This is a genomic window from Bradyrhizobium sp. ISRA430 (assembly GCF_029909975.1).
Lineage (GTDB): Bacteria > Pseudomonadota > Alphaproteobacteria > Rhizobiales > Xanthobacteraceae > Bradyrhizobium.
On the sequence record NZ_CP094516.1, the window covers coordinates 3,939,928 to 3,961,866 of the forward strand.

A 21,939-nucleotide genomic window follows, 5' to 3' on the forward strand; every position below is an offset into this window, starting at 1 on the left:
GTCGAGGCGTCCTATGCGGAATAGGCACCCAGTCCAATGAACAAGGCTATTGAAGCATCGACGGAGCGGCTGCCAATGACAGCCGACGGCTATGCATCTTTGCAAGACGAGCTGAGGCACCGCATTCAGGTCGAGCGACCGCGCATCGGCGAACGCATCCAGGATGCTAAGGCGGACGACACCAACCTACCTGAGAATGCGGAGTATCTAGCCGCCAAATCCGAGCAGGAGCTCAATGAGGCTCGCATCGCGCAACTCCAGGACAAGCTCGCGCGTGCCGAAGTGATCGACGTATCGAGCCTTTCCGGCGACACCATCAAGTTCGGGGCCACGGTGACCCTGACCGACGAGGACACGCGCGAGAAGCGGATGTGGCAGATCGTTGGCGAGTCCGAGGCGGACGCAAGGAGCGGTAAGATTTCGATCTTTTCGCCGCTCGCCCGCGCGCTCATCGGCAAGACCAAAGGCGCGGTCGTCGAGGTCATCGCGCCCGGCGGTGCGAGGGCCTATCAGATCGACAAGGTCGAATGGCATTGATCGGCAGGCGCTGTGTGCCGCGAGTCGGGCCCTTCGACCCTCTGTTGCTCGATCTCATGCTGCCGCCCGCGACGATATCGATGTCTCTCGCTACGTTGCCGCATCGACGGCCCATGGCGAGAGAACACGCCGGATACGACCCGGGCTCGGTCGAACGCCCTCATTCCGGCACTAATCTGTTGCGAACAATCAATTGGCACCCAAGTTATATAGACGCCAAGCCCCACCAAAAGTATCGGGTACCAAGTCAGCCATGCCGACCGGCTCAGATCTCGATATCCGCCGTGCCAGTGAGGAGGAACGAGCTTATCTTGAATCGTTGATTCGCGAGGATTTCGAGCGATGTCATCCCGGCGAGACGCTGGAAGACCTGAATCGGCGGGCTTCCTTTTCCAAGGAGGACAGAGGATTGTTGCGCGATTGGATGGCGGTGGCGGCGACCCGCGCCGCGGCTGATCCGGCCAAGCCCCCGCGGCTGAATTCAGCGGCGTAGCAGCGGCAACGGCTTGTCCGAACCTCCTTCGTATCACTGGACAGTGGTCTCTCCTCAGACGGGGGACAGCTAAGAATGATCCCAGGAATTTTCGGCCTCCTGCCAGAAAGGAGTTACTCAATGCGATCTGCGCGGAGCGCACTTCCATAATCATTCATTACGGTCGGGTGAAACCGGCCTCGGTCGCGGAAAATCGCAAGCGAGCGCATTTTCGATGCCGCCATCGTATGGTAGGGCGCGGTGTCTTTCGCGTGGGGCGGATTGCAGGTTCAAATCCCGGAGGCGCAACCACCGATACGGACATTCAGTTCGGGTTGCGACGATCTAATCGAGGGCTTTTCGCCCCTCTTTGCGTCCAACGCCGAGCGGCTTGAGCTTCGCGCGCGATGTCCTTTGTTCGGAATCCATCCTCCGACCGTGGCGCCGCCTGGGAAGCTCGGCCAACGTCACGGTCCTGAACCGCCAAGGCGAGGTCGCCGATGGTCTGATCCTGGATGGACCCCAGCCGACGAATTGTGCCTTTGCGCTCGAAGGCAAGAAGCTGCGCGTCACGGAGGTCGGCAAGGGCCAGGTCGAAGAGATCGATATGCCCTGCGAAGGTCTGCCGCTGCACCTGCCGAAATTCGCCTGACCAGGAGCCTCGCGGTTCCCGCGAGGCTCCTGCTGAGCCGCTCAAAGGAAGCCGATCGACAACCAGGGCACGGCTGCGACGATCAGGGTGCCGATCAAGAGCGCGATCATGTAGCCCATGATCGGCTTCATGCCCTCGTCCGGATTGATGCGGCTGATCGCGCAGGCCGCGTAGTAACCGACGCCGAACGGCGGTGCGAACAGGCCGATGCCCATGGCGAGGACGACCACCATCGCATAGTGGACATCGTGCACCCCGACCTGCCGCGCGATCGGGAACAGCAGCGGGCCAAACAGCACGATGGCCGGGATCCCTTCCAGCACGCTGCCCAGGATCACGAAGGTAACGATCGTGACCGCCAGGAAGACAGGGACGCCGCCGGGAAGGTTGGTCATGCACTTGGCAAGAGAGGCAGAAAATCCCGACTGAGTCAGCGCCCAGGCCATCCCCGTCGCCGCGCCGATGATGAGCAGAATTGCCCCGGACAGCGAAGCCGTCTCGACCAGCATCGGATAGAGACGGCGCCAGTCGAACTGGCGGTAGACGAGGAGACCCGCGCAGGCCGAGTACAGGATGCCGATGGTCGAGACCTCCGTTGCCGTCGCAACGCCCTCGACGACGGCAGTCCGGATCACGAATGGCAGGGCGATAGCGGGTATCGCGATGACAAAGGCTCGGCCGATCTCCGACCCCTTTGCCCTTTCGACGTGGGACAAGTCCTCGCGGCGGTATCGCCACCACACGACGGCCGCGAGCATGACCGCGAGCACCACGCCCGGCAGCAACCCGCCAGTAAACAGCGCAGAGATCGACACACCGGTGACCGAGCCGATCGTGATCAGAACCAGCGACGGTGGGATCGTCTCGGTCTGCGCGCCTGTCGCGGCCAGGAGCGCGACGAGATCGCCAGGCTTGGCCCCGCGCTGCCGCATCTCGGGAAACAACACCGGAGCCACCGCAGCCATATCTGCCGCCTTGGAGCCGGAAATACCCGAGACCAGATACATCGCTCCGACGAGCACGTAGTGCAGTCCGCCGCGCACGTGGCCCAGAAGGCTTGCCAGGAAGCCAACCATCGCGCGCGCCATGCCTGTCATCTCGATCAGCAGACCGAGAAAGACGAAGAGAGGCACCGCGAGCAGAATCAGGTGGCTCATGCCTTCGTCCATCCGCCCGATCATCACCACGTCGGGCGTGCTGGTCGTCAAGGCGAGATAGCCGACCGTGGCGAGGCCGAATGCGAACGCGATCGGCACGGCCGCGAAGACCATGGCGCCAACCACGACAACGAAGAAAATTAGAAGATTCAAATTGCCGAGCGGCTTCAACGCCGGAGCCAGCAGAATGAAGGTCGCGATGATGCCCGCGACGATCGCCAGGGACGCCAGCAAGCTGCGCGGGCTCGCGATGCGGATGAGCCGGAGGACCGCTGCGATTAGCATCAGTCCGATCCCGATCGGCAAAGCCGCCGCACGCCAGCTATTGACGATCTCGAGCGCAGGCGTGGTGACGAATGCCTCGTCTGCGGCGAATTCATAGGCGGGCCAGACGACGAGGACGAGAAATGCTAGCGATGCCGCGGCCGCGACGACGTCCAGAAACGCACGAACCTGAGCACTGAGAACACCGACGACCGCGGTCATCCGCATGTGCTCGCCGCGCTGGAACGCAATCACGGAACCGAGCATGGCGAGCCAAAGAAAGAGAAGGCCGGCGAGTTCGTCGGACCAGATGATGGGCGAGCGGAACACGTATCGACCCACGATGCCCGCAGACAGCACCGCAATCTCCGCCAGCACGAGCAGTGCTGCCGGGACCGCGACGACATGGCCAAGCACCGTGTTCGCCGTTATCACCCAACTGCACCGGCCTGCCTGCGACGCGCCGGCCGCCATACCGGCACCGACATGCGGCGTATGGCTCATGCTGGTCATGATAGCTGGCCCGCCGCTTTTTCAAGTTGCGACCACGCCTCCTCGCCGAATTTGCCCTTCCAGTCCGAATAGAAGCTGGTCTTGGACAGCGCCTGGCGGAAAGCGGCACGATCGACGTCGACGAACTTGAGGCTCTTGGCGGAGAGATCGTTACGCAGAGACCGGCTGAGCTTTGCGATATCGGCGCGCTGATCGATGGCGGAGCGGTCGAGCTCGCGAGTGACGATCTCCTGCACGTCCTTGGGGAGACGCTCGAAAGCGCGCTTGTTGCCGAGAATCCAATAGCCGTCCCAGACGTGACCGGTCAGGCTGCACGTGTTCTGCACTTCGTAAAGCCGCGCCGTCGCGATGATGGGCAACGGATTCTCCTGGCCGTCGACGACCTTGGTCTGCAGCGCGGAATAGACCTCGTTGAAGTTGATCGGGGTCGGCCCGGCGCCGAGCGCCTTGAACAGCGAGGTCAGTAGCGGCGCGGGGGGAACGCGGATCTGGAAATTCTTCAGGTCGTCCGGCGTGCGGATCTCGCGGCCGGAGGACGTCACCTGACGGAAGCCGTTGTCCCAGGCCTTCGAGACCGCCATGATCGGCGTCTTGGCGATCTGCGCCCGGATGTAGGTGCCGAGATCGCCGTCCATAGCCTTCCAGACGCTGTCGTAGTCGGCGAAGGCGAAGCCGGTATTCACGATTCCGGCGCTCGGCACCAGCGTGGCGAGGATCGAGGACGACTGGTTGAAGAACTCGACGCCGCCGCTGCGAACCTGCGTCAAGAGCTCGGTGTCCGAGCCGAGCTGGTTGGCCGGGAACAGCCTGATCTCCAGGCGGCCGCTGGTCGCTTCCTTGATGCGGTCGATCGCTTCCTGCGCCCTGATATTCACCGGATGCGTCGGGTCCTGTCCGGTCGCGAACTTGTAGACGAACTCAGCGGCGGATGCCGGGCGGGTCAAAATCCCGCAGAGAGGTACGGCCGTGGCCGCCATCAAGAGCGAACGGCGGCTGATGCTTGCGGACTTCGCGACAGGCATATTTTCCTCCTAAACCAATATTTGAGAATGGTGCCGGCTGCATCGGCCCCAGAGGGCCTGCAGCGTTGCGGTCTGTTCGTTCACCGGCTCTCGGCCGCCGGCATGTGGACAAGAGCCATCACCCGTCGCCGCAACATGCGGCGGGCGCAGCTCCTCGACTGGTTTGGTCTGGTCGCGCTTAGCGTAGGTACGCTAAAGCCAGTGTATGATCTGCCTCGCGACCTCTGCGGTCGAGATCCCGTAGCGGTCGTGCAGCGTCGGCAGTGCGCCGGCGTCAAGAAACTCGTCCGGCAATGCAATCTGGCGGAAACGCGGATGGACGCCCGAGCGCATCAGGACCGCCGCGACCGCCTCGCCGAGACCGCCGATCGTCGTGTGGTTTTCGGCAACGACGACAAGGCGGCCGGGCTTGCCGGCTTCACGCAAGATCGTCTCCGCATCGAGCGGCTTGATGGTTGGAACATGCAGCACCGCAGCATCGATGCGGTCGTTCTTCAGGCTTTGCACGGCCTCGAGGGCGCGCATGGTCATGATGCCGGATGAGATGACCAGGACGTCTTTCCCGTCACGGATCAGCTTGGCGTTTCCGAGTTCGAACTTGTAGTCATATTCGTCCAGCACGACCGGGACCTGGCCACGCAGCAGGCGCATGTAGACCGGCCCGCGATGCGCCGCGATGGCGGGCACCAGTTGCTCGATTTCATGGGCATCGCAGGGATCGACGACCGTCATGTTGGGCATGGCGCGGAACAGCGCGAGATCTTCGGCGGCCTGGTGGCTCGGGCCATAGCCGGAGGTCAAGCCGGGCAATGCGCAGATGATCTTCACGTTGCGGTCTTCCTCCGCGATCGTCTGGTGAATGAAATCGTAGGCCCGCCGCGATGCGAACACGGCGTAGGTGGTCGCGAACGGCATGAACCCTTCTGCGGCCAACCCGGAGGCGGCGCCGAACAGCAGCTGCTCGGCCATGCCCATCTGATAATAGCGGTCCGGGAATTCCTTCGCGAAGATGTGCAGGTCGGTGTATTTGCCGAGGTCGGCCGTCATACCGACCACCTCCGGCCGGCTGCGTGCGAGCTCAACAAGCGCGTTGCCGAAGGGCGCCGGCCTGGTTCGCTGTCCCTCGGCGGCGATCGAGGCGATCATGGCCGAGGTGGTCAGGCGGGGCTTGCCCGGTTGTGGTGCTGATCTGACGGTCTTCATGCCTGCCTCCCGGCTTCCAGCGCGGCAAGCGCGAGCTGCCATTCATGCTGCTCGACGCGGATGAAATGGTTTTTCTCGCGCTGCTCGAGGAAGGGAACGCCCTTCCCCATCAGCGTGTCGGCAACGATCATTCGCGGCTTGGGCTCGGGATGGGACTTGGCGGCATCGAACGCGGCAACCACCGCATCGAGATCGTTGCCGTCGATGCGCTGTACGAACCAGCCGAACGCCTCGAGCTTCTCGACCAGCGGCTCGAAAGCCATCACCTGGTTCGAAGACCGTCCGCCTGCTGATTGTTGACGTCGACGATGCCGATGAGATTGTCGAGCTTGTAATGGCCAGCCGACTGGATGGCTTCCCAGACCGAGCCTTCGTCGAGTTCGCCATCGGAGAACAACGTGTAGACCCGGGCTCCGGATTTCTTGCGCTTGAGGCCGAGCCCCATGCCGACGGCGATGCTGAGGCCCAGTCCGAGCGATCCACCCGACATTTCCATGCCGGGCGTATAGGACGCCATGCCCGACATCGGCAGACGGCTCTCGTCGCTGCCGTATGTTTCGAGCTCATCTTCGGGGACAATCCCGGCCTCGATCAACGCCGCATACAGCGCGATCGCATAATGCCCGTTCGAGAGAAGGAAGCGATCGCGCTCCTCCCAGGACGGATCTTCAGGCCGGTAGCGCATCGCGTGGAAGTAGGCCACGGCGAGAACGTCGGAAATGTCTAGCGCCTGCGCGATATAGCCCTGACCCTGGACTTCGCCCATGCGCAGCGCGTTGCGGCGAATGTTGTAGGCGCGGTCCGCCAGCTTGGGGGTGTTGGTCAGCGTGTTTACAGGCGTTTCCATCGATCTCGACCTTGTCTCGCTGTCTCAGTGGATAAGCATCCCGCCGTTGACGTCGATCACGGCGCCGGTGACGTAGGAGGATAGATCCGAGGCCAGGAAGGTGTAGATGCCGGCAACGTCTTCTGCGGTGCCGAGACGATTGAGCGGAATGCCTTCCAGGATCTTCGCCCTCATCTCGTCGGTCAGCTTGCCGGCGGTGATATCGGTGCCGATCAGGCCGGGCGTGACGCAGTTGACGCGGATGCCGTCCGGGCCGAACTCGCGGGCCATCGCCTTGGCGAGACCCAGCACACCGGCCTTCGCCGCCGAATAATGCGGGCCGCCGAAGATTCCACCGCCGCGCTGCGCCGAGACCGACGACATGCAGGCGATGGATCCGGACTTCCGCGCGCGCATATGCGGGATCACAGCCTGGGAGAGGAACAGAATGCCCTTCAGATTGACGTCCTGAATGCGATCCCAATCAGCCGGCGAGATATCGAGGAACTTGACCGGCTGGGTGATGCCCGCATTGTTGATCAGGATATCGATGCCGCCGAAGGCCTCGACCGCGCGGGCGACCGCCTGCTCGCAGGACGGCTTGTCGGCGACGTCGCAATCCAGCCCGATGTGCGATTTTCCGAGCGAAGCCGCAGCATCCGCTGCCGCGGCGGCGTCGATGTCGAGAATGGCGACCCGAGCGCCCTCGGCGGCGAACCGCCGGGCCGTGGCCAGCCCGATGCCGCGCGGCGAGGCCGCGCCCGAAATGATGGCCGTCTTACCGCTGAGCAGCATCAGTTCCTCCCGCGAAATTGTTTTTCCTTGGCAAGACAAATGAACCGCGGAGGCGCAACGGACAAGCGCACAGTTGTCACGGATCGATGAATCTGGTTCACTTATGGAATGCTGTCGAATGTCCCGATATCGGCAATTCGCGCCTTTGAGGCCGCTGCTCGCACCGGATCGTTTCGCGATGCGGCGAATGAGCTTCACCTGACGCCGAGTGCGGTCAGTCATGCCATCCGCAAGCTGGAGGACACGCTTCGGACCGTTCTGTTCGAGCGCAGTGCGCGATCAGTTCGGCTCACGCCAGCCGGCGAAAATCTGATGCGCCACACGGGAGCGGCGTTCGATCAGCTCCGCCGCGGTCTCGAGGAAGTCGCTGCGCGCGGTCCGCAATTGGTGCGCGTCCACTCAGCCCCGAGCTTTGCCGCGCAATGGCTGGCACCGCGGCTTGCACAGTTTCTGGCCGCTTATCCGAAGCTCGAGGTGCGGCTGGCTGCCAGCACGGACTATGCGCGTTTCAGCAACGATGATTTTGATATCGACATCGTCTACGGTCCGCCTCGAGCGGAAGGTGTCGAGGTCGTTCCTCTGCCGGAAGAGACGGTCACCCCGCTCTGCTCCCCCGCGCTTGCAAAATCAATCAGGAAAGCTGCCGATCTCCTCGATCAAACGCTCATCCGTTCCGACGTGAAGCAGGTTCAGTGGCACCAGTGGTTCACGGCGAACGGATTGGAATCACCTGCGCTCCACGGCATGAGGTTCGATCGCAGCTTTCTGGCAATCGCAACGGCTGCGGAGGGATTGGGAGTAGCGTTGGAATCAACGCTCCTGGCCGAACGCGAGCTGGCGAGCGGGCGACTAGTTGCGCCGCTGGCAGGGCGCGCCAACGATATCCGCTACGTCGGCCATCGCCTGATCTACCCGCGCGCCAGCCGACAGAGATCTGCGGTACGAGCCTTTGCAGATTGGCTCGTGGCGCAACTCGCTGGCGAGACCGCAGGTTCCTCGCACTAAGATCGAAGTCAAGCCGAGCATCACCGCAACCAAGCAAGCGTGCGGCTGTTTTGCGTCTCGAGCTCCGACGGTCGCGTCTTCAACGCATCGAAGTCGGCGCCAAAGCCAAAAGAAAGCGCAACAATACCTCATGGCATGGACTTCTGTGCGGCCTACTCGGCCTAGCCGCCTTGCTGGACGAGGCTCGCCGATCCGACCCAGCCTGGTATCGCGAGTTGGGGGCGGCGGTGCCGTACTCCACGGATATGCGGCAGAAGTGCGCCGCGCGGCTCGCAACATCCGAAGGAACGCTGTTCATGGAATGGAAATTGCTGGCGCTGAGGACTGAAAGCGGTAAGCCGAACGACAAGGCGCTGACGGAGATCCTTTCGCCATATCGTCAGCATCGCAGCGCCCTGACCGACGGTCTTAGGCTCAGCAAATCGAACTTTGCCGGGGCCAAAGCAATCGTCATTGCAGGCTACAGCTACAAGGACATGCCGCTTGAGCCCGCTATCGGAGCATTTGAAGCGTCCGCGGCAACGGTCGTGAAGCTTAGCCAGCGCTCTGAGGCAAGCTTCTCCGGGCTATCCCATCCCGTGCATCAGGAAGGAAAAGTCTTCGCTTGGCTCATTGAAGGCGAAGCCAATTGAAACCGCGAATCTCCTCAAGCTGGCTGGAATAAGACTTTAGGGACGATACACGCGGTGCCAAGGCACCCCGATGACCGCGCAGGCAAGTCGGCTCTACCAAAAGCTAGGCGGTGTCGGCTGATGCACGAGACGAGGCCGTCCAGTCCCCCAAGTCCGCCTTTTACCCACCTCTGATATCACCCTTCGGGCACCCCGGCCATACGCATCCCCTGAATGACGCGCCTGCCTTGCTCGCGAAACGTCGAATCGTCGCTAAATGGAATGGCTTTCAGGCGACGGATGGTGAAAGTTGGATTCAGCGCAAGTCCCTTTTTGACGGCACCTCGCGCCTCATCCAGTTTCCCGAGATGTGCGAGCGCAGCGGCGAGTTCGAAATATGCTATTGGAAAGTTTGAGTTATCATTCAGACTTCGACGAAACCATACAACTGCTTCGGCATCCGCTCCGAGCATCAATTTGCTGAAACCGACCCAAAACATCCATCGATGTGCACCTTCGTCGCGAGGAGACAAGCGTATCGCTTCGTATATGTGTGCCTCTGTTTCTTCGGCGCGTCCGATAAAATATTTGGCGACACCGATGAAAGCATGGGCTTCCGCCAAATTCGGATTTAAAGCCAACGCGTGCTCGCATTCCGCGATGCCTTCCGTCCCGCGCTTGGTACAGAACAAGACGCACCCCAGAAACGCGTGAGCAAGGGCGTACTGTGGGGCCAAGGATAAAGCCTTATTCAAGGCCGTTTCAGCCGCGGCATAAAGCGCGTCAGGGTTGTCGGTGAAATTAATGCCAGCGTTTGCTATATCGATAGCTGCGATGCCTACCAGCGCCTCGACATTGTCGGGATCAAGCTCTAAGGCACGTTCGAAGAAACTTCCTGCCTGCGCCAGGTGGGCAGGGGTCCAACCCTTGTTCCAACGGGCCATCCCCTGGAAATACAGGTCTAGTGCGCTTGGGTGCAATGAGCGTTCCGCTCGCCTTGCCTCAGCGGCGATGAGTTGAGCATTCAGCGCGTTGGCCAGTCTCGATACGATTTCATCTTGCATCTCGAAGAGATCAGAAATCGGCTTGTCAAAACGGTCGGCCCAAAGGTGAGCACCCGTTTCGGCATCGACAAGCTGAACGTTCACCCGGAGCTGGTTTTCGCTGCGCTGCACCGAACCTTCGAGCGCGTAGCGGATGTTCAACTCGCGCCCGATCTTCTTGAGGTCGAGCGCTTTGCCCTTGTAAGTGAATGCGGTGTGTCTGCCGATCACGAATGAGCCTTTGATGCGCGACAGATCAGTGGTCAAACTCTCGGTCACGCCATCCACGAAATAGTCCTGCTCCGGATCGCCGCTGAGGTTGGCGAAGGGCAGTACAACGATGGAAAGACGAGGTGGTGAAAGCGAGCCCGACCTTGCGTCGTTTGTAGCTGGGCTGGTTGCTCCCTGGACCATGGCATAGGCCCGGATGGCGTGGGGGATGTTTTTGAGGGTCTGCTCGCCCAGATCAGCGAACTCGATAGCCACCTTGCCCCGAACATGCGCGTACACCAACGACGATACGCAGATGCCACCGGGTTCGGCAATCCCCTCAAGCCTCGCAGCAATATTTACGTCATCTCCAAAGATGTCATGAGGCTCGACAATCACGTCGCCGATATTGACGCCGACACGGAAAGCAATTCGCCTGTCCTCTACCTCGCCTGCTGTAATGTCCTTGATGCGGGTCTGGAATTTCATCGCAGCCCGAACCGCTTCGACCGCGCTCGGAAACTCTGCCAATAACCCGTCCCCCGTGTTCTTTACGATGCGGCCGCCGTGTTCGGCGATTGCCGGATGGACAACCTCGGTCAGGAGAGCACTCAGTTTGGCGTGGGTAGCTTCTTCGTCGTGGTGCATAAGTCGCGAATAACCAGCCACATCGGCGGCCAGTATCGCCGATAACCTGCGCTCGACCCGGCTTGGTGGTTTCTGAGGCATGGCCTGCATCCCGACCCAAACGATACTGTACATCGGATCAGACCGCAGCACCAAAAATGCGCATAGACGGATGCCGCCCGTGCTATTGGGCTCTGCGCGGTCGTGGGAATGCACAGTCCAGGGAAAAGGGCCGCACCGCAGGGCTCCGAATGAGATACCTTGGGTGCGGCCTTTGTCTTGCGCGAGCGGCTACGCCGCCTTCACGAGTTCGCTCTTTCCACCCCTGCCCCTGCTGGCAACGTAGGTAATGCCCATCGTCTTAAGGGCCAATGTGGTCCTGTGGTTCTCATTGCGAAGGTTCTTCTGCAGGTCCTTCTTGGCGCTCGATTTGAGCCCAAGCTCACGCGCAACCACCGTCATCGACGTGCGCCCCGGAGCCCGGTTGCCCATGAAGGTCAACAAACGCTCATGAGGCGTCCCCGCGCTTCCCCTGCGAACCTTCGGACCATCAGGCTCGAAGGGCCAATCGACGACCTGGAGCCCCGGCATCTCGCGCCGAATAACGGCGAGAATGTCATCCCCTTGGTCGCCCGACGGAAGCACGATGAACACATCGGCAGGAGGGCATCCACCGCGATCATCAGTAACGTGGCGGCACCGGATGCGGTTGATCGCCTGAACGAAGGAGGCTGATACCTGTCTCCGAACCATGTGCTCACGGAGGTCCACCTGACCCTTCCATGTCGGGTTACCCAAGGTGACACCGCGAGCCTTGGCGGCCGATAGGGCCTGCCGGGTGCGCGTGGAGATTCGACTGCAACTTGCCCAGAGAGCAGCCTCCCTTGGTGTTTTAGCCGTGGCGCGTTTCCCCACCTCAGCTTTCCAGGCTTCGGTATCGGCCTTGTCTCGCTCCCAACAGCCTTCGTAGAACTCCTTGCTCGTTGTGTAGAACGTGCCGGAGTGTGCGGGGACAATGCCGACGATGGCGAAAGACAGAATAGCCAAGTAACGCATGAAATTCCTGATGGATTGAGTTGAGCAAGCGCGTGCGCTTTACGCGAAAAATGAGGGCACGACCACAATGTTATCCATCAGAACGAAACTCGAACATCGAATCAAGTGTGGATATAAGCTCGGACAAGCCTTCCATCCTGAGTTGCGGCATATATGTTCTAGACTTTCTCCGGTTGCCAGATGCCTTTTACCGTTGCCGATTCTTTCGCGCGCTTGCGCTCCAATCTTGAAATCACGGACATCCAAACGTCTGTTGTTTCGACACGTCAGCAAACCATCCGGCGCACGGTGGCCAACGGCCTCGCGGTGGTCGATGATTTCCTGACCGGCTCCTACGCTCGGTCCACGATGATTTCCCCGCTGAGTGAAGCTGACATCGACATCTTCGTCTGCCTCGACCCATCTTATTTCCATCGCTACAACAACGCCAATGGCGGACCCGCAGGGCTCCTCGATCTTGCGAAGCAGACGATACGGCGAACCTACACGACGACCCCTGACATCAGCCGCAACGGCCAGGCGGTGACCATCCGGTTTTCCGATTTTGTGGTGGACGTGGTGATTGGCTTCCACCGAAACGGCGGCGGTTACATCATCGCCAATTCGGTGAACAACTTCTGGCTTGAGACCGACCCAAAAAAGCACGTCGAGATTTTCAGCGAAGCCAACAAAGCGCATAGCGGCAATCTGGTCCCGCTCATCAAGATGATTAAGAGCTGGAACAAGGCCCACGGCTCATTCTTTCGCTCCTTCCATCTCGAAGTCCTCGCCCTTGAAGCCCTGAAAGGCGTTATCATTACCGACTTCCCTTCGGGGCTGAGGTTTTTCTTCCAGAAGGCCGCAACCCTTGTGAGAGGGAAGAACCCCGACCTTGCAGGGTACGGCGACGACATCGGTCGTTACATCACCCAAGCGACTCTCGGTGAGGCATCTCAAAAGTTTCAGGGCGCGTTCAACATGGCCGCGGCGGCCGAGCAGTACGCGAACCGTGGCCAAGTGCGCCAAGCAATCGAAATCTGGAGACACCTCCTCCCTAACCATTTCCCCGCCTATGGCTAAATCACTCCAACCCACTACCGGCGAGCTTCCCCCGTCCCAAGCGCGGCCGCAGATCGTGGACGAAGCAAAGCGCCTAGAGGAAACAACCCTTTGCTCGTCTAAGGGCCATCACAACGCCGCCGCAGCGTGGGCGTCAGCGCATTTATGGTTGGGGCTGCCGACAACTATCCTCTCCACCCTGGTCGGTGCCGCATCGTTTGCTCAGTTCGCAAAACAGAGCCCAGAGATTGCGCTTGCAGCCGGCTGCATTTCCATCGCCATCGCGGTGCTCTCTGGTATCATCACCTTCCTTAATCCGAACAAGCGTGAAGCTGCTCACCTTGCCGCCGCCCATGCATTTGACCGGCTCAATAATGAGGCTCGCGTCTTTTGGTCTGTGGACTGCTGGCTTGAGAAATCGGAGGTCGTCCTCGGCGCGAAACTCCGCGACCTGATTGACCGCAAGGCAGACCTCAACACGAAAAGCCCACAGATTCCTCGGCGGGCTTACGAAAGAGCAAAGGCTGGTATCGACGCTGGTGAGGCTGACTTCAAGGTCGATAAGGTCAATCAAAACTCAGCTCAGCCGACCATTTTCTCTCCACCTCAGCCCGCCGCCATACCGCGCCCAATAACTTCGGCTTAATCCATGATGCCGTTCACTGTGCTGCTTTCGGCCAGCGCTCCAGCGCCGCAATCTGTTCGAAACCCTTGTTGGTGGTAGCGAGACGTGCAACCCCGCCGCAGAGAGCCTGATTTGCGCTGATTTCAGAGCCATGCTGAGGCATTCGGTCCTTTCCCTAGGGAGCGCCATTCGAGCCAAACTGTGGCCGCCTTGCTCTCTCGCGAGCACAAGGACCGCGTGCTCAGGCACATGTTCGTACCGCTTGGCACAGTTCTGTCACAGGCAACTGTGACACGCCACGCACTCTTGCACGGTATCGCGAGCGCGCCTGTTTGAAGGCTTACCTAAGTGTGCTATTATCATTTGGTGTAACGGATTGGTTTCCAAAGGGAAACGGAAGCGCATCGAACGCCGTGGTTATGTCCAGCCACGCTGCACCCGTAGCTCAGCTGGATAGAGCGTTGTCCTCCGAAGGCAAAGGTCACACGTTCGAATCGTGTCGCCGATCCGGCACGATGTCCAGATGGTCATCCTTGCGCCGGCTCAGGGCGGTGTCGCTCATGCTCACTCCATCCGTCGCAGGGCGACGGCGTTGCGTCGGATCGGACCGCGGCAGCGCGCGCACGCCGCCGCCTCCCGGGCGTTCAGGCCGGCGAACGCTGGCCTCCCCCGCAGAGTCGCTGCGGTACCGGCTGGCCGAGGTCTGGTAGTACTGCGCAGGGATGGCCTCCATGGCCTCGATCAACGATCCCCACGGCGCCGTGAAGCGCTCTTCAGCCATCACCCGATGCAGCATGCGCGTATAGCCGGCCAGCTCGTCGTTGAGGAACTCCACCACAGGCATAGCTGGATAGCGCTGCAGCAGCAGGATCGCCGCGTTGTCGGCCTCGCCGGCCGACGTGTCCTTGTCGCGTCCGTGCAGATCGTTCTGCAGGCGTCCTATCGCGGAGATGAGCCGCAGGACCTGGCGAAACGCCGGACGCGCGCGCAAGGTCGCCATGTCCAGCCCCCACAGCAACGACAGGCAACAGAACACGTTCGCGTAGGCTATTGAATCGATGCCGTTGTGCAGGTACTCGGCGTAGGACCAGCGTTCCCGCCCTGCCGCCTGCGCGTGTCCGGCGCGCAGCGCCGCGCAGTAGCGCCGGGTAGCCTCGAGAAGCTGAGCATAGTCGCGACGATCGTAGGCGAGCGCGGCCAGCGAAGCGCGCAGCACAGCGCAGCCCTCGAATCCGGGGAGCGCGCACGGCTCGCCCTGCCCCAGCGCCTGCTCCACCGCGGCGAGCTGCTCCGGCAAGATCAGGCCAAGGTCGTTACAATCGTCGAGCCAGAACAGCAGCGCCAGTTCGCGATAGAACGCCAAGATCAGTGTTTCGTCCTGCGCATCGCGACCGGTGCGGACGCTGATGTCGCGCAGGCTCGGGCGGATACGCTGCAGAATGTACTGGCCGCCGTTGACCGCTTCCACGGCATGCTCGTCAGCGAACCCGGTCAGGGAACGCCCCCACTCCAGCACCTGATGCAGCGCGCGTTCTGGCTGGATCATGGCGCCGCTCCTGCTCCCTCGGCTAGGACGCGCCGCCCCCAACGAAGCGCCAGCCACAACCCTGCGAGTTCGGCCACGCGCACGACCCGAGTGGGGCAATACAGTTCCTTTCCGATCCACAACGGCGTTTTCGGCAATGCATGCGCCTCATGGCGGGCGAGCATCCACTCAAGCGCACGCGCCACCACCTGCGCGATGCGCCGGCGCCCTGTGGTCTCTTCGCTCTCGTCCATCACGCGTAACGCGAACAACGCATAGGCGGTTTCCTCGAATGTGGACGCGCGACCGGCGCCCCAGCCGCCGTCGCCGCGCTGCGCCTGCAGCAGCGACGCCAGCGCGCGCTCGTCCCGCCACTGAGGCTTGCCTTGCGCCAGCGCAGCGACCGCATGCGCGGTGGGATACAGCCACGAAACGTGCCATTTTTCGTTGTCCCATAGACCGTGCGGGTTGCGATTGGCCTCGACGTAGGCGCTGGTGCCGGCGGCGGGCTTTCCCAACAGTCGCAACGCATGCAGGGCGTGGATGTTGGTCGACACCGAGGCATTGCGCTCGCCGGGGAAGGTGACGAACAGCTCGCCGATTTCAAAATGGCGCAACGCATCGACCGCCGCGTCGCGGCCTGCCAGGTGCAGGACGCATAACGCAACGGCGGTGTCGTCCGCATCAGCCGCGAAATGCAAGGCCGGGCCCAGACCGCGCACGCTCAGGCGGGCGTCGAGCTGCGCGACAATCACGCGGACCGGCTCGGCGAGCGCGGGATGCGCGAACAGCCCGGCCAGATGCAGGGTGTACAGCGACCAGCATGGCTCGAACACGTTGATCGGCCACACGTTGGGAACGACGCCTTCGATGCCGCTGCGCGTCGCCCGCGATGCCATTTGGAGATACGCATCGGCGCGCCCGACCTGCGGCGTGCTTCCCCGCGTCACGGCGTACGCACGCCACGCGGCGGTGGCCGCCGGACTGATGCCGATGCTGCCCTCGTCATCCGGGCATGCGGTCGTCGGCGACGTCCCCCAGGCTTCCCAGGAGTGCAGCAACGGATGACCGCTCGGCAACATCGCCACCGCCCCCAGCTTGACTAGGCACGCTTGCCGCAACGGCAACAGCGCTGGATGGCGCGGAAACGCTGCGCCACCCAGTAAGGATGCGGCTTCACCGCAAAGCTGCGGCAGGATCAGCTCCGCGCCGATCGGCGCGTCTTCCGGCACCGCATGCGCGTAGGGATCGGGCTGGCGCTGGAGGAACCGGGTTGCAGCCTGGACTGCGTCGGCAGCACCGGGAAGAGGATCGGCACGCTGCAATGCCAGTAACGCTGCCAACGTGGGCGCATGGCGGAACAGCGAGAAGTCCGCGCTTCCCCATCCGCCGTCGGCCTGTTGCTGCGCGACGAGCCACGCGTATGCGTCCTGCCGACCGGTGACGTTGCCGTGGAAGCGCAGCGCCCGCGCCGTGTCGTAGACAGACGGACCGACGCTGCCGCCATCGCTCATTTCGCTCAGCAGGCCGCGCAATTCGGAAAGGATCTGTTCGGACAGCGCGTTCACGCTGGATGTTCCTTATGCAGACGGTTGAAGAGAACCGGGATCGGGCAGACGCCGCGCATGTCGCCGCAAGCTCGTCGCATAGGCAGCGCCGGACGGCCGCCCTGCTCCGGCGCGGCGAGGTCCCCGATGCTGGCGCCGGTCCGCCGCGTAGGCTTGCGCGCGGGGCGCCGCGTGCGCCGGGGCGGGCAACCGCTGCGACCGGCACCGCGACTCGGACACAGTGCAGCATGTACCTCTGTCGCCGGTCGATCGCAGTGGCACGGGGGCGGACGGGCGCGCTCATGCGCATGGCGCGTGCTTGAACAGATACGCGTTGGCCCGCTGTAGGAGTTGCGCCAACCGTTCCGCACGCGGCCCCAGCGGCGCGATGGCCTCCCCGGCATCGCGCAACAGATCCAGCGCGAACTGACGTGCTGCCTGCAGTCCCATGATCGACGCGCAGGTCGGCTTCTGCGCCGCCGCGTCCTTGCCAGGGGTCTTGCCCAGCGTCGCGGTATCCGCTGTCACGTCGAGAATGTCGTCGATCACCTGCAACGCCAGGCCGAAACAGGCGCTGTAGTGATCGAGCGCACAGTACAGCGCAGCGTGCGCGGCATTCTCCGCGAGAGCGCATAGGGCGCCCATGCGAACGGACGCGCGCACTAGCGCTCCGCTCTTCATCCGGTGCATCGCCACGATCCTGTCCAGCTCGACGTGCTTTCCCACCAGAGACAGATCCATGGCCTGCCCGCCTGCGGCACCCTCGGCTGACACCGCCCGCGCCAGTTCGCGCACGAGCGCGATACGGTTGTCGCCCGGCGCATCCAGGCTCGCCAAGGTCAGGAAGGCGTGCGCCTGCAGGGCATCGCCGACCAGGATCGCAGTAGCTTCGCCGAACTTGACGTGCACGGTCGGAAGGCCGCGGCGAAGCACGTCGTCGTCCATCGCGGGCAGATCGTCGTGGACCAGGGTGCAGGCGTGCATCATCTCGATGGCGGCGCCGACGTGATCGAGCATGTGCGCCGGCGCGTCGGCCAGTGTGCCGGCAGCCAGACAGAGCAAGGCGCGGGTGCGCTTCCCGCCATGCAAGGTGGCGTAGCGCATCGCCGCCATCAGCTCGGTCTCACCGTCATGCTCGGCGCAGAGAAGACGCGCCAGCACCTGTTCGACCCGGTTTGCGCCCTCATGCATCCATATCTGGGGCAGCAGCCCGCCGGATGCGCCGCGCGCCTGCGCGCCCAATCCGCCGAGCGCGGAATCACCAGTTCTGTCATCCTGTAGCGTAGAACCGGTCTGCATGTTGTTCATGTCCTTGTCCCTGACAGGCGAGCCGCCGCGGTGTTGTCTGCGTCGCACCGTGCGCGCGCCGAGTGCAGCAATGCCGCGCGTCGCCGGCGCCGCTACCTCGCCACAGGGGCATGTGATGCCAGTTCATGAGAATCCGATGCGGATAGTCATGGACGGATGTGCGGTCGGGTAATAGCGCCGGCCTTTTTCGACGCCGCTCAGCAACCGCGGCCGCGCCCCGCCCTCGTGCATGGTCAGCGCCAAGGCGATGCAGAACTGCACCAGTCCCAGACATGCCAGGTGGTAGCCGATGCAGACGTGTGGGCCGGTACCGAACTGCAGCATGTCCACCGGCCGGATCGGCTCGGTGCGTTCCAGCCACCGCGCCAGGCGAAACTGATGAGGCGCCTCGTGCAGCAGCGCCGAGGTCGAGAAATGCAGCAGCGGGATGCACAGATCGGTGCCCGCGGAAATGCGCCGTTGGCCGAGTCGCAATTCACGCTCTGCGCGACGCACCAGGAGCGGCGTCGGCGGATGCATGCGCAGCGTCTCGCGGAACAGCGCCTCGGCGACCGGACACTGCGCCAAGTCCGCGTGCCGCGTCGGCACCGCGCCCACGCGTTGCGCCTCCTCGACCAGAGCGTCCCACAGCCCAGGCTGCCGCGCCAGCTCGATCACCATCCAGGCCATCGTTGAGGCGGTGGTGTCGTGACCACCAAGCAGCAGCAAGCGGATATTGGCGACCAGGACCTCATCGGAGAGCGCATCGTCGCTGCGATCGAAGGCGCTCACCATGTCGTTGATCAACCCGGTGCGCGCGGCATGTTCGCGCGCGTCGCGAACGAACTCGCGCAAGCGCGCATCGATCCAGTCGCGGGCGGCGCGACCGCGCCGCAAGGGCAGTCCGGGCAGGTCGACCGGGGGCGCGACGATCAACTGCAGCAGTTGCCGGTACTTGCGACGCCATTCCGGCAGGTCCTGCGCGGGGATTCCCATGAGGCTGAAGATGAGCTTGAGCATCAGATCGCCGGTTTCGCGCAGGATGGTTACGTCGCCGCGGTTGCGCCACCTCTGCACCCGCGCCCGGATGACGGGCGCGAACAGCTCGCCGACGCCAGCCTGGGTCAGCCCCGTGGGCAGGAACGCCGCCTGGATCGCACCGCGCGCCTGCCGGTGCGCGCCGCCGTCCTGGGCGACCAACGTTCCGCCAAACAATTCGGGCGCGATATCTTCGATCAGCGCCGAGGACACGTCCTTGTGCCGGAGCAGTGCGATCGCATCCGGATCCAGACAGGTCACCATGTGTCCGGCAGGGCCGAAGTCCAGCCAGAAGTGGCTGCCCAGCGTCCGTTCCGCGCGCCGCAGCAGGCGCGGCAGGTCGCAGACGATGGCGGGAAGATGCCCGACCAAGGGGAAAGCGCCGGGCACGACCGGGATGTCGTGCCGCAGCCGATCTCGACGGTTCAGCGGGTTGAGCAGCATGTCCATCAGCAGCGCGGCGACGCAGCCGCTTCGGCGGTCTCGCCGGAAGGCCGCGCGACGCGGCTGTTCCCACCGTCGGCGTACGTCGGCACATGCGCCAGCATGCCGCCGTCGATGCACACTACTTGGCCGGTGATGAACGCAGCATCGTCGGAGAGCAGGAACGCCACCAGCGCGGCCACGTCCTCGGGGCGGCCGACGCGCGGCAGGAGCTGGTGCCGGCGCAGATGCCGTTGCATGCACTCGTCCAGCTTGGCCAAGAGTCGCTCGGTCATGATGAGACCCGGCGCAACCGCGTTGCAGCGGATCTGCGCATGACCGTACTGGGTGGCGAGCGAGGCCGATAGCATGTTCATCGCCGCCTTCGATGCGGCGTAGGACGTCAGCGCGGTGTCACCGCTGAGCCCCTGGCACGACGACATGTTGACGATCGCGCCACCGCCGCGGGCGATCATCCCTGGGATGGCCTGCCGGCAGCAGAGCAATGTGCCGCGCAGATTGGTTGCCATGGTCTCATCCCAGACCGCCAGGTCCAGGTCAAGGATCGCGCGGTCGCGCGGAGTCAGATGCATGGCGCCCGCGTTGTTCACCAGGAGGTCGACCGCACTGAAGTGCCGCTCCGCCGTATCGAACAGCGCAGCCACAGCCTGCGCCTCGGCGATGTCGATGGCCAGAGCCAGCGCGTGGCCCGCCTCGGCCGCGATTTGCGCGGTACACGCCGTGGCCGCCGATCCATCGATGTCGGCGACCACCACTCTGCCGCCCTCGCGCGCGATGGCGAGGGCGCATGCCTTGCCGATCCCGGCGCCGGCGCCGGTCACCACGGCCACCTTGCCTTCAAACCGTCCCATGGTGTCCTCCTGGATTGCGTTGGTCTCTCGCGGCATGCCGCTCCGCCTCCGCCGGAGAAGGCGCAGTGTCGGCGCTGGCGCGCTCGTCACCGCCAGCTTCGCTTCTGATGACCCGAATGGCGGCGACCGGGCACTGGCTGGCTGCGAGCCGCACGGCGGCGTGCAGCGCCTGCGGGACTGTCGCCCCGCACACTTCGGCCACGCCGTCCGGTTCGCGCTGGCGAAAAGTACCCGGTAGCGTCAGCACGCACTGTCCGCTGGTTCCGCACAGATCCTGGTCGACCACGACGCGCATCTCAGCCCCCTGCGCACGCAGCCGCACCGGCAGCGCGCGGAACGTCCTAAGGAACGCGGAGGGCTCCCGGGTCGGCAGCTCGGCCAATGCCAGCGTGGGGAAGCGCGCCTGAATCCGCGGCAAACTTTCGGCCAACTGCACCCGAGCCAGTTGCGCACCGAGGCAGAAGTGGATGCCGTGGCCGAAGCTCAGCATGATCTTCCCGTCGGTCGACATGCCGGGACTGGTGCCGTAGAACCGCGCGGGATCGAAGCGGTCGGGATCGGCGAAGGCGTCAGGGTCGCGATTGCCAGACGCGATCAGCACGCGCACGTCCGCGTTCTTCGGGATCACCACGCCGCCTAATTCGATGTCGCGCTGGGCGATACGCGGAATGGAGCTGAACATGGCGGGCGCGTCGCAGCGCAGGACTTCTTCGACGAATGCCTTCACCCCCATGGCGTCTCCCTGCAGCCAGTGCCGCTGTTCGGGATAGGCCAGCATCGCCAGGACCGCATGGTCGATGGTCGCAGCAGTGGTGGCGAAGCCACCCAGCAGCATGCCCCACAACATGCTGATCAACTCCGCATCTGACAGCGTGTCGGCATCATCGTCGTGTGCGCCGACCAGCATCGACACGATGTCGTGGCAGGGATCGGTGCGCTTGCGCTGTATGAGACCGCCGAAGTAGGCCTTCACTCTGGCACTGGCCGCGTCCGCCGCGGCGAGCCGGGGATCGCTGGCGTGGGGGCTCAGGCCTTCCAGAATGGCGCCGATGCCGGCGGCGAGCCCGAACATGTCGTCCTGGGGCATGCCAAACAGTTCGGCGAAGACCAGTATGGGCAAGGCCAGCGCGAATTCCCGATGCAGGTCGACGGCCTCCCCGCGCTCCAGCGCGGGCGCCATGCCGTCCAGCCGCGCTTCGACGATGCGCGCGATGCTCGGCCGCAGGTTGTCGATCTGGCGCATGGTGAAATCGCGCGAGATCAGCCGGCGCAGACGCGTATGCGTCGGTGGGTCCTTCATCGCTAGCGTGGAGGCCAGCAGATTGAGCGACAGGCTGGTCGCCGCATGCGGGAAATAGCGCGCCAGTTCGCCCGGCGCCGGTCCCCGAAACGCATCGCCCGTGGCCCTGAGGGCCCAGTAGATGTCGGCGTGGCGGCTCAAGAGAAAGAGGCCCGACGCCGCGCGATGCACCGGGTCGTGCTCGCGCAACCACCGCATGAACGGATACGGGTCGTGGATCCACGCCGGCGACGCCAGTTCGGCGAAGGCGTCCCGGCATGCTGCCGTGGTTTCTTGCACGTCCATCTTCGT

At 63.4% G+C, this 21,939-nt stretch carries 18 protein-coding genes, 1 tRNA gene and 2 pseudogenes; 8 read left to right on the forward strand and 13 right to left on the reverse strand.

Translation table 11 applies throughout. From position 1 onward, the window contains the following. Positions 1-36: 36 nt before the first annotated feature. The 3 genes from greA (at position 37) to MTX21_RS18785 (ending at position 1,661) form a co-directional block, all read left to right on the forward strand. Complete coding sequence (greA, locus tag MTX21_RS18775) at positions 37-537, forward strand: transcription elongation factor GreA (protein WP_280966254.1); 501 nt, start codon at positions 37-39, stop codon at positions 535-537. A 253-nt stretch (positions 538-790) separates the two neighbouring features. Then, positions 791-1,030, forward strand: a complete 240-nt coding sequence (locus MTX21_RS18780) for a hypothetical protein (RefSeq protein WP_280966255.1) — start codon at positions 791-793, stop codon at positions 1,028-1,030. Between the two features lie 370 nt (positions 1,031-1,400). Beyond that, positions 1,401-1,661 (forward strand): hypothetical protein, encoded by a 261-nt coding sequence (locus MTX21_RS18785; protein ID WP_280966256.1) that lies wholly within the window; start codon positions 1,401-1,403, stop codon positions 1,659-1,661. Positions 1,662-1,702: 41 nt separating this feature from the next. Here the strand turns inward: MTX21_RS18785 and MTX21_RS18790 are convergent, their stop codons facing one another. The 5 genes and pseudogenes from MTX21_RS18790 to MTX21_RS18810 form a co-directional block, all read right to left on the reverse strand. Next, positions 1,703-3,586 (reverse strand): TRAP transporter large permease subunit, encoded by a 1,884-nt coding sequence (locus tag MTX21_RS18790; protein ID WP_280971095.1) that lies wholly within the window; start codon positions 3,584-3,586, stop codon positions 1,703-1,705. Positions 3,587-3,591: 5 nt separating this feature from the next. Next, positions 3,592-4,617: a TRAP transporter substrate-binding protein gene (locus MTX21_RS18795; protein WP_280966257.1), complete on the reverse strand. Its 1,026-nt coding sequence runs from the start codon at positions 4,615-4,617 to the stop codon at positions 3,592-3,594. A gap of 192 nt (positions 4,618-4,809) precedes the next feature. After that, the gene (locus tag MTX21_RS18800) at positions 4,810-5,820 is read right to left on the reverse strand and encodes a transketolase family protein (RefSeq protein WP_280966258.1); all 1,011 of its coding nucleotides are present in this window, start codon (positions 5,818-5,820) and stop codon (positions 4,810-4,812) included. Next, positions 5,817-6,667, reverse strand: a pseudogene (locus MTX21_RS18805) (transketolase). Before MTX21_RS18805 ends, MTX21_RS18800 begins: the two are co-directional and overlap by 4 nt. 24 nt (positions 6,668-6,691) lie before the next feature. After that, the gene (locus tag MTX21_RS18810) at positions 6,692-7,441 is read right to left on the reverse strand and encodes a glucose 1-dehydrogenase (RefSeq protein WP_280966259.1); all 750 of its coding nucleotides are present in this window, start codon (positions 7,439-7,441) and stop codon (positions 6,692-6,694) included. 108 nt (positions 7,442-7,549) lie between these two features. On the opposite strand from MTX21_RS18810, the gene MTX21_RS18815 reads away from it, so the two are divergent. Both MTX21_RS18815 and MTX21_RS18820 read left to right on the forward strand, forming a co-directional pair. Continuing rightward, entirely contained in the window at positions 7,550-8,446 is an 897-nt protein-coding gene (locus tag MTX21_RS18815; protein ID WP_280966260.1) for a LysR substrate-binding domain-containing protein, read from the forward strand. Positions 8,447-8,742: 296 nt separating this feature from the next. After that, positions 8,743-9,078, forward strand: a complete 336-nt coding sequence (locus MTX21_RS18820; RefSeq protein ID WP_280966261.1) for a hypothetical protein — start codon at positions 8,743-8,745, stop codon at positions 9,076-9,078. A gap of 176 nt (positions 9,079-9,254) precedes the next feature. On the opposite strand, the gene MTX21_RS18825 is transcribed toward MTX21_RS18820, so the two are convergent. Both MTX21_RS18825 and MTX21_RS18830 read right to left on the reverse strand, forming a co-directional pair. Then, the gene (locus MTX21_RS18825) at positions 9,255-11,039 is read right to left on the reverse strand and encodes an adenylate/guanylate cyclase domain-containing protein (RefSeq protein ID WP_280966262.1); all 1,785 of its coding nucleotides are present in this window, start codon (positions 11,037-11,039) and stop codon (positions 9,255-9,257) included. A 189-nt stretch (positions 11,040-11,228) separates the two neighbouring features. Continuing rightward, positions 11,229-11,993 carry a hypothetical protein gene (locus MTX21_RS18830; RefSeq protein WP_280966263.1) on the reverse strand — a complete coding sequence of 255 codons (765 nt, stop codon included), beginning with the start codon at positions 11,991-11,993 and terminating at the stop codon, positions 11,229-11,231. 180 nt (positions 11,994-12,173) lie between these two features. Between MTX21_RS18830 and MTX21_RS18835 the strand changes: the two genes are divergently transcribed. The 3 genes from MTX21_RS18835 to MTX21_RS18845 all read left to right on the forward strand — a co-directional run bounded on the left by MTX21_RS18835 (position 12,174) and on the right by MTX21_RS18845 (position 14,163). Then, positions 12,174-13,052: a CBASS oligonucleotide cyclase gene (locus MTX21_RS18835; protein WP_280966264.1), complete on the forward strand. Its 879-nt coding sequence runs from the start codon at positions 12,174-12,176 to the stop codon at positions 13,050-13,052. Between the two features lie 55 nt (positions 13,053-13,107). Beyond that, positions 13,108-13,677 (forward strand): SLATT domain-containing protein, encoded by a 570-nt coding sequence (locus MTX21_RS18840; protein WP_280966265.1) that lies wholly within the window; start codon positions 13,108-13,110, stop codon positions 13,675-13,677. Positions 13,678-14,095: 418 nt separating this feature from the next. Then, positions 14,096-14,163 (forward strand) — tRNA-Arg (locus tag MTX21_RS18845). A 137-nt stretch (positions 14,164-14,300) separates the two neighbouring features. Here MTX21_RS18845 and MTX21_RS18850 read toward each other — a convergent pair. The 6 genes and pseudogenes from MTX21_RS18850 to MTX21_RS40085 form a co-directional block, all read right to left on the reverse strand. Then, a pseudogene (locus MTX21_RS18850) lies at positions 14,301-15,202 on the reverse strand (hypothetical protein). Beyond that, the gene (locus MTX21_RS18855) at positions 15,199-16,749 is read right to left on the reverse strand and encodes a hypothetical protein (RefSeq protein ID WP_280966266.1); all 1,551 of its coding nucleotides are present in this window, start codon (positions 16,747-16,749) and stop codon (positions 15,199-15,201) included. Before MTX21_RS18855 ends, MTX21_RS18850 begins: the two are co-directional and overlap by 4 nt. A gap of 279 nt (positions 16,750-17,028) precedes the next feature. Beyond that, a complete protein-coding gene (locus MTX21_RS18860; protein ID WP_280971096.1) occupies positions 17,029-18,027 on the reverse strand; it encodes a polyprenyl synthetase family protein in 999 nt (332 codons plus the stop codon). Positions 18,028-18,159: 132 nt separating this feature from the next. Next, positions 18,160-19,503 (reverse strand): cytochrome P450, encoded by a 1,344-nt coding sequence (locus MTX21_RS18865; RefSeq protein WP_280966267.1) that lies wholly within the window; start codon positions 19,501-19,503, stop codon positions 18,160-18,162. Further along, positions 19,503-20,348, reverse strand: a complete 846-nt coding sequence (locus MTX21_RS18870) for an SDR family oxidoreductase (protein ID WP_280966268.1) — start codon at positions 20,346-20,348, stop codon at positions 19,503-19,505. The genes MTX21_RS18865 and MTX21_RS18870 overlap by 1 nt, the downstream gene beginning before the upstream one ends. Then, positions 20,335-21,933 carry a cytochrome P450 gene (locus MTX21_RS40085; RefSeq protein ID WP_348637479.1) on the reverse strand — a complete coding sequence of 533 codons (1,599 nt, stop codon included), beginning with the start codon at positions 21,931-21,933 and terminating at the stop codon, positions 20,335-20,337. Before MTX21_RS40085 ends, MTX21_RS18870 begins: the two co-directional genes overlap by 14 nt. Between the last annotated feature and the right edge of the window lie 6 nt (positions 21,934-21,939).

Bases quoted from the DNA above. Each gene is read 5' to 3' on its own strand.
- MTX21_RS18815 (WP_280966260.1), top strand. From the start codon at position 7,550: ATGCTGTCGAATGTCCCGATATCGGCAATTCGCGCCTTTGAGGCCGCT.
- MTX21_RS18795 (WP_280966257.1), bottom strand. From the start codon at position 4,617: ATGCCTGTCGCGAAGTCCGCAAGCATCAGCCGCCGTTCGCTCTTGATG.
- MTX21_RS18800 (WP_280966258.1), bottom strand. From the start codon at position 5,820: ATGAAGACCGTCAGATCAGCACCACAACCGGGCAAGCCCCGCCTGACC.
- greA (WP_280966254.1), top strand. From the start codon at position 37: ATGAACAAGGCTATTGAAGCATCGACGGAGCGGCTGCCAATGACAGCC.
- MTX21_RS40085 (WP_348637479.1), bottom strand. From the start codon at position 21,933: ATGGACGTGCAAGAAACCACGGCAGCATGCCGGGACGCCTTCGCCGAA.
- MTX21_RS18860 (WP_280971096.1), bottom strand. From the start codon at position 18,027: ATGCAGACCGGTTCTACGCTACAGGATGACAGAACTGGTGATTCCGCG.
- MTX21_RS18780 (WP_280966255.1), top strand. From the start codon at position 791: ATGCCGACCGGCTCAGATCTCGATATCCGCCGTGCCAGTGAGGAGGAA.
- MTX21_RS18870 (WP_280966268.1), bottom strand. From the start codon at position 20,348: ATGGGACGGTTTGAAGGCAAGGTGGCCGTGGTGACCGGCGCCGGCGCC.
- MTX21_RS18830 (WP_280966263.1), bottom strand. From the start codon at position 11,993: ATGCGTTACTTGGCTATTCTGTCTTTCGCCATCGTCGGCATTGTCCCC.
- MTX21_RS18825 (WP_280966262.1), bottom strand. From the start codon at position 11,039: ATGCCTCAGAAACCACCAAGCCGGGTCGAGCGCAGGTTATCGGCGATA.
- MTX21_RS18810 (WP_280966259.1), bottom strand. From the start codon at position 7,441: ATGCTGCTCAGCGGTAAGACGGCCATCATTTCGGGCGCGGCCTCGCCG.
- MTX21_RS18790 (WP_280971095.1), bottom strand. From the start codon at position 3,586: ATGAGCCATACGCCGCATGTCGGTGCCGGTATGGCGGCCGGCGCGTCG.
- MTX21_RS18865 (WP_280966267.1), bottom strand. From the start codon at position 19,503: ATGGACATGCTGCTCAACCCGCTGAACCGTCGAGATCGGCTGCGGCAC.
- MTX21_RS18820 (WP_280966261.1), top strand. From the start codon at position 8,743: ATGGAATGGAAATTGCTGGCGCTGAGGACTGAAAGCGGTAAGCCGAAC.
- MTX21_RS18835 (WP_280966264.1), top strand. From the start codon at position 12,174: ATGCCTTTTACCGTTGCCGATTCTTTCGCGCGCTTGCGCTCCAATCTT.